The following is a 7,074-nucleotide window of genomic DNA, read 5'->3' on the forward strand; positions in this document are numbered from 1 at the left end:
CTTCTTATTCTTCTTACTTATTCTTCTGAACTCCTGAACTCCTGTAACTCCTGTAACTCCTGTAACTCCTGTAACTACTGAACTACTGAACTACTGAACTACTGAACTACTGAACTCCTGAACTCCTGAACTCCTGAACTCCTGCCTTCTGCCTCCTGCCTTGTGCCTCCTGCCTCCTGCCTTGTGCCTCCTGCCTCCTGCCTCCTTCAAGAATCATGACCAGATAGAAAGCGACTTAATAACCGGGCGATACCCAGGGCTTTTCCCATTGATTTAGGAGGAGATTGTTCAATGGCCTCTATTTTCAGTAGGGCAGCATATTTTAAAGCTAGTGGATGCTTTGGGTTTAGTTTTAATGCTTGACGTATATAAACTTTTGCCATTCCTGGAAAGTTCTGTTGAAAATGCACTACTCCTAGTAAGGCATAATGGTCGCTGTTGTTTGGCTCTAATTTGATAGCATCACGCAGTTCTTTGACTGCAAGGGCCCATTGTGATTGTTGTCCATATTGAACAGCTCGCTCATAGTGACGTTGAGCATAGTTGATGGGAGTAGCTTTAGAATTTTTGTCTTCAGATAGTTGGAATGTAACTTTTGGAATTTCTGGCCGAGGGACAATTGACTTCGATGCTGTTGACTTCAATTCCGTTGTTATAGTTTGTGTTTCAAAGGTATTGTGTTTTGGCAGCGATAAATAAACTAAATTTAGTTTACTGATGTATCTGGTTACTTGATGTGATTTTTGCAGAGACTTATATTGGGTTTCTGTGCAAGAGGCGATCGCTTGTTCATAGAAAAAATCAGCTTCTTGTGCAGACATTGGTATAATCTGCATATTTACGGCTTTTTGCAACTCTGTAATCACCTGTGGATTCAATGATCTTGCTTTTAATCGTAATGTTGATACTGTGTCAAGACGCTTTTTTTCTTGCTTTAATTGCTGATAAGCGGGATTAATTAAACGAGTTAATATAATTCTGGCTAAATCTTTGTCGGGAGTTTGAATATTAACATAATTATCAGGGTGTAGTTGCTTTGCTAAAGCATGATATCGCTTAGAAATCTGGCGCTCATCCGCATTCACAGAAACTCCCAAAACAGCATAGGGGTCAACAAGTAATTCAAGTATTTCTGGTGGGAGGAAGTTTTGTGACATTGTTTTAACATTTGCAAGCAAGAGCTTTAAGGTATCATCAAAGCTAAATGCAGAGTTTTTGTTGGATTAGGTAAATTGATATCAAGCCTTAGACTATATTATATGTATTTCGGTGGTGGGGATTGAAATGACCTAGATGATCAAGAGTAGCAGTTACCGGGGATTTTAGATTTTAGATTTTAGATGAAAAAAATTTGGTATGAGTCAGGAGTCCTTCAGGACGGAAAAATTATCAATCCCAAATCCAAAATTTTTAAGCTCTACACTTGAGGGTGGAGTCAATCCAAAATCCATAGACGCTTTCTTCGGCTTCCCGAAGGGTAATCGTCAATCCAAAATCGAGTTACCTAGCGACTGACTAAATTCATCATGGATTTCTAATATTATGTTTTACGAAAAAATACCACGCTAAATTGATACATATAACTAGTAATGGTAAGAGTTTGTTTGAGAGTTTATGATTTGGAGACAGATAGAGATGATGTTAAATAAACGTAAAAGTCGAAGTATAGCTGCTATTTTAGCTTTTTCTGGTACAGTTACAATTTCCGGACTACATAAATTTTACCTAGGACAGCCATTATGGGGAATTGTATATGTATTGTTATCTTGGACACCAATTCCCAAGGTAGCTAGTGCTATAGAAGGGGTTTGGTATTTAGCCCAAAACGAAGAAGCTTTTAACCAGAATTTTAATTTAGGTCAGTCAGTAGTGAAGATATCCCAACCAGTAAGTAATCAAGTAGAATCCGTAGCTAATGCTATGCGTGAGTTGGATGGACTCCGCCAAGATGGATTGATTTCTGAGTATGAATTTGAGCAAAAACGCCGCCAGATGCTGGATCAAATTTCTTGACGTAAGTAATACTAATGAATAATTGGCTACCTATAAATCTCAAATTGCAAAAACTGCGGGCGAAATTACTGAATGATCCTTACTATCGTCTACAGTCTGGAGAAGAAATTCCGATCGCAGCAGAACTGGGGATGCGTATTGATGTCAATCAAGCAAGTGTAGATGATTGGCTACGCTTACCGGGTTTGTCTATTCACCAAGGGCGATCGCTGGTGGAACTTTCACGTTCTGGTGTAAAATTTTACTGTATAGAAGATATTGCTGCGGCGTTGAGTGTCCCAGTTCATCGAGTAGAACCACTGAAACCTTTGTTAAATTTTAGTTACTATGATGATGAATCTTTAGCTAATACTATACAGGTGAATGCAAATACAGCAACGGTAGAGACTTTGATGAAAATTCCGTTGATGGACTTAACTCTAGCGCAAGCAGTGGTGCAAAACCGCCTGACTGCTGGTTCTTACCGTAATTTGGTGGATTTTCAGCAACGGCTAGAATTGTCTGGTGAGGCGATCGCACGATTAATGTATTATTTGCGGTTTTATTGACACTCCTTTTTGGCAGATAAAGTTAAACTCAACCAGAAAAATTAGAGGTTGTTTAAAAACTTTTTCCTGTGGGATCTGACACCCGCAGATCCCCCTAAATCCCCCTTTTTAAGGGGGACTTTGAGGAATTTAGCCCCCCTTTGTAAGGGGGGTTGGGGGGATCTCGATTAATTCTGATACTTTTCAAACATCCTCTAAATAAAATTTTTCTGCCTGGGATTTTTCAGAACTATCAATTATTCTCACCTATAGGCGCAGAATGTGAAAATTTTTGTATCCTTAATTTCTGCCAGCCAGTCTATCTAAAAAAGATATATTCACAGCTAAATTAATAATACCTTCATTGGTGTTAACATTCTTAATTTCAGCATTATTCAAGGCTACAATGTAAGGCTGATTATTAATCCAACCAATAATCGGACCACCAGAAGAACCTCCGGTTGTGTCGCAATCATGAAACAGTATATCTCTCTCTTCCTTCACAATACTGCATCCCTCTTGAAAACCAGCAGTCCAACCAGCACCAGCACTTAAAAACTCATAACCTCTTTTACTGGAATTAGGATAATCACCAGAATAACCAACAAAAGAGAATTTTTTGGGATTATTAATCATCGTTGAAACTGGTAAATTTCTCCAGCCTAAATAACCATATTTTCTACCAATTGGTTTATTTAATCTGACTACTGCCCAATCTTGAGTTTGATTAGTGATTGTATCTGCTGTAAAATCAGTACCATAAATTACTCTTTCTGCAAAAGCAATATCTTGTCTATCAGCAACTTGACCGTTAATTACATTAGGTAAAAAAGCAATTTCTCTACTGAGTTGATGAGTTTTCGGATCAATCACACAATGGGCATTTGTTAATACTAAATTTTCAGCAATTAAAGTACCTGTACAATGATAATTTTTTTCGTCTGTGGTAGTTCCTTGAATCCGACCAATAGCAGACCAAGGATATTCTCTACTTAGCATTGGTTCACGGTTATCATAGCCAATAATACCCCGATCTCCAGCATAAGGTTTTTTAGACTGTTTAAAATTACGAGGTTTAAAAGGATTACCAGCAGAAGATAAATTTAATTTACCTGCATTTTCCAATTTTACAAAAGTAGGGGCATTTGTTGGTTTATCTTTAGGTTTACTTTGTGCTTCTACAGATAAACCAGCAGCAGCTACAATTACTGCGCTTACTGTTAATAAAGCAAATAGTCTTTTAGACATGGTAAACACTCCTCATTTAAAATTCTGTAATGTGTAGATTTTTTGGTAATTCGTAGGGTGTGTTAGCGCAGCGTAACGCACCATTAATAAGAAAATGAATCTTTGACTTTTAAATTATAAAATGCCAAGGAATAAATCCTGTTGCAGTTACAATTTTTGTAACGAATAATTTTTATATTGACTCAGATATCCTTTAATAATCATGGGCAGGCAGGATGCCTACCCCACAAACAGAGATTTAAACCTATTTCTGCCATTCACCTTGCACGGTAAACGCAGCCCAAAAACGCGGGTCTTGGGTTTTTTGTTGTTGCCATAATTTTAACTGGGCATTTCTTAAAGCCACAATGGGAGATTTACCTTCTTTCAATACTTGACCAGAAAATTCAGTCATTAATTCTGCTGTTGCGTCATCATTGACTTTCCATAAAGATACCACAACCTTAGCCGCACCAGCATACATGAAACCCCTGGTTAAACCTATTAAACCTTCTCCTTTAACTTCCCCAGCTAAACCTGTTTCACAAGCACTTAATACCACTAATTCCGCTGGTAAATCTAAGTTGAAAATATCATTCAATCTTAAAAATCCTTTTTTTGCTTTTCCTTGTTTGTCGAATAATGATAAAACTATGCCAGATAACTCTGGATTTTTCATGTCAATTAGTCCATGAGTGGCAAAAAGTACCATCTGATATTGATTTAATTTTTGTTGTGTCACCCATTCATAATTAGCATCAAAATCAAAGGCTTGGATACTTTCATTATTGGGAACAAGTTTTAAAACTTCCTCTCCTTCTTTACGAGTTCCTGGAAGTCGAGATAATGAACCTCTATTAGCACTAGAACGGCTTAAAGCAGAACGTTCTAAATCTAAATCTGTGGATAAAGCAACTTCTGTTTTACCTGTAACACGGCTATCATTATTACTAAAAACTGGGTCAGCTAATACAGCTAATTTTTTCGGTGCTGTTTTGCGGTTTTTGAGTTTTTCCCGGTGGGTAGCTAAACTGGTGACGGATGGTAAGTTAATGATTTCATGATTGACTAATAAAGGTTGATATTTAGTTTTTTCGGTGAGGTCAGACAATGCAGCAAAGGGGATTTGATGTAAAATTCCATCAGCGACAATTACTAACCGTTTTTTCCCTAATTTATCAGCCACAGGTTTAAGAATTATTTGACTGAGTTCATTAGTTGCTTTAGCTGTTTTTGCTACATATTGGGCGGTTTCCTGTAGTGATGCACCAGCAATGACGGGTGCTTTTAATTGGTCAATTAATGGTTGGGCAATTTTTTTAATATCTGCTTCTTTGGGTAGTTGATAGGTGGTGAAACTGTTATGAGTGACTAACCATAAATAACTATTTTCTGCACCTAATGAATATTGTAATAGGACTGTATCAGGGTCTAATTGTTGTTGAATTTGGGGTAATGTTAGAGGTTCGGGATATTTTAAGTCTGCGTATTCTTTGTTAGTAGCGCGGAGTTGATTTTTGAGTTCCTTTTGTTGTTGGATGATGTTTTGAATTTCTTGGTTAGTGGTTTGGATAATTTCGCTAGGTGGTTTTGGTTGACTCATTAGTTCTGAGAGGAGTTTTTCTTTACCATCTCTGAGGGACTGTAACCGGGTTTCTTCCGCTAGGAGTTGGGGGTTAATGTCTTTACGGATGTTGATGTTAGCTTCGGTGAGAAGTTCCACTAAACCCCTAGCGCGGGAACGTTCACTAATGTGTAATGCTTGTGCGTCGTAGCCTTTGTTGGGGTTTTGTTTGTGTAGCTGCATTAACAGGTCTATGTAGAATTTATAGTAGTCCTGTTTGGTGGCGAAGTAGGATGTCCGTAGTTCTGTACTGGCAATTTTGGTGCGTAGTTCTTCGATGATGTTGATGGCGGCTTGAATGTTGGTCAGGGCTGCTTGGAGGTTGTTTTGGCTGCGTTGTAGGTAAGCGATGCCGATGAGAGTTGTAGCTTCTCCATCCCTATCCCCTACTGCACGTCTGATGGGAAGTGCTTGGTTCAAGTATTCCAGTGCTTTCTGCTTTTCTCCCAGGGAGTTGTAGACTAAGCCAATATTATTGAGAGTAATAGCTTCACCACCCCTATCCGACACTGCACGTGAGAGGGGAAGTGCTTGGTTGTAGTATTCCAGTGCTTTCTGTTTTTCTTCCAGGGAGTCGTAGACCATGCCAATATTATTGAGAGTAGTGGCTTCACCACTCCTATTCGACACTGCACGATATAGGGGAAGTGCTTGGTTCAAGTATTCAAGTGCTTTCTGTTTTTCTCCCAGGGAGTTGTAGACAGCACCAATATTATTGAGAGTAGTAGCTTCACCACCCTTATCCTCCGCTGCACGATATAGGGGAAGTGCTTGGTTCAAGTATTCAAGTGCTTTCTGTTTTTCTCCCAGGGAGTTGTAGACAGCACCAATATTATTGAGAGTAGTAGCTTCACCACCCTTATCCTCCGTTGCACGTCTGAGGGGAAGTGCTTGGTTGTAGTATTCTAGTGCTTTTTGTTTTTCTCCCAGGGAGTCGTAGGCATGGCCAATATTATTGAGAGTAATAGCTTCACGGCGCTTATCCTCCGTTGCACGTCTGAGGGGAAGTGCTTGGTTGTAGTATTCTAGTGCTTTTTGTTTTTCTCCCAGGGAGTCGTAGACACTGCCAATATTATTGAGAGTAGTAGCTTCACCACCCTTATCCTCCGCTGCACGATCTAGGGGAAGCACTTGGTTATAGTATTCCAGTGCTTTCTGCTTTTCTCCCAGGGAGTCGTAGACCAAGCCAATATTATTGAGAGTAGTAGCTTCACTACGCCTGTCCTCCACTGCACGATATAGGAGAAGTGCTTCTTCCCATTTATTAATTGCTTGTAATAAAGATTCCTTTGTACGCTGCCGATAAAGCTGCATTCCTTCTTGAAATAACTTTTCAGCCTTAGCACCCATAGCTTCCTGTTGTGTTCCTTGCTGTTGTGCTATCTGTAACCCTGTACCTCTGGGCATTGCTCCCACTGAGTCCACCAGTAACACCGCAGTTAGCAACATTGTTAACCCGCAACGGCTAAATATCGGTAGCAAACCCCGGTCATTTCCCTGATATTTCATGATTTTGCCTCTATTACTCCTCACTACTTGGATTGTACGAGGGGTAATTTATGATCTGGGGTGCTGTTGCGTTTTTTGTAACAATCTCAGCCAATGTCAAGTGTAAGATGATGTTTGAACAGTCATTAGTGATGTATAGCAGGGGGCAGGAGGCAGGGTAGGCAGGGGTGCAGG

At 39.4% G+C, this 7,074-nt stretch carries 5 protein-coding genes; 2 read left to right on the forward strand and 3 right to left on the reverse strand.

What is annotated here, in order from left to right:
- Positions 1–206: 206 nt before the first annotated feature.
- Positions 207–1,157 carry a J domain-containing protein gene (locus tag A0J48_RS25450; RefSeq protein ID WP_200327362.1) on the reverse strand — a complete coding sequence of 317 codons (951 nt, stop codon included), beginning with the start codon at positions 1,155–1,157 and terminating at the stop codon, positions 207–209.
- Positions 1,158–1,638: 481 nt separating this feature from the next.
- Here A0J48_RS25450 and A0J48_RS25455 point away from each other — a divergent pair, with 481 nt between their 5' ends.
- Together A0J48_RS25455 and A0J48_RS25460 are read left to right on the forward strand one after the other, a co-directional pair.
- Positions 1,639–2,013: an NINE protein gene (locus tag A0J48_RS25455; protein ID WP_200327366.1), complete on the forward strand. Its 375-nt coding sequence runs from the start codon at positions 1,639–1,641 to the stop codon at positions 2,011–2,013.
- A gap of 14 nt (positions 2,014–2,027) precedes the next feature.
- Positions 2,028–2,561, forward strand: a complete 534-nt coding sequence (locus tag A0J48_RS25460) for a helix-hairpin-helix domain-containing protein (protein ID WP_200327363.1) — start codon at positions 2,028–2,030, stop codon at positions 2,559–2,561.
- 279 nt (positions 2,562–2,840) lie between these two features.
- On the opposite strand, the gene A0J48_RS25465 is transcribed toward A0J48_RS25460, so the two are convergent.
- A complete protein-coding gene (locus A0J48_RS25465) occupies positions 2,841–3,788 on the reverse strand; it encodes a trypsin-like serine peptidase (protein WP_200327364.1) in 948 nt (315 codons plus the stop codon).
- Positions 3,789–4,032: 244 nt separating this feature from the next.
- Positions 4,033–6,900, reverse strand: coding sequence for a CHAT domain-containing protein (locus tag A0J48_RS25470; RefSeq protein ID WP_200327365.1), 2,868 nt, complete (start codon positions 6,898–6,900; stop codon positions 4,033–4,035).
- Positions 6,901–7,074: the final 174 nt, after the last annotated feature.

The sequence above is a fragment of the Sphaerospermopsis aphanizomenoides BCCUSP55 genome, from assembly GCF_001586785.1.
GTDB lineage: Bacteria > Cyanobacteriota > Cyanobacteriia > Cyanobacteriales > Nostocaceae > Sphaerospermopsis_A > Sphaerospermopsis_A aphanizomenoides_A.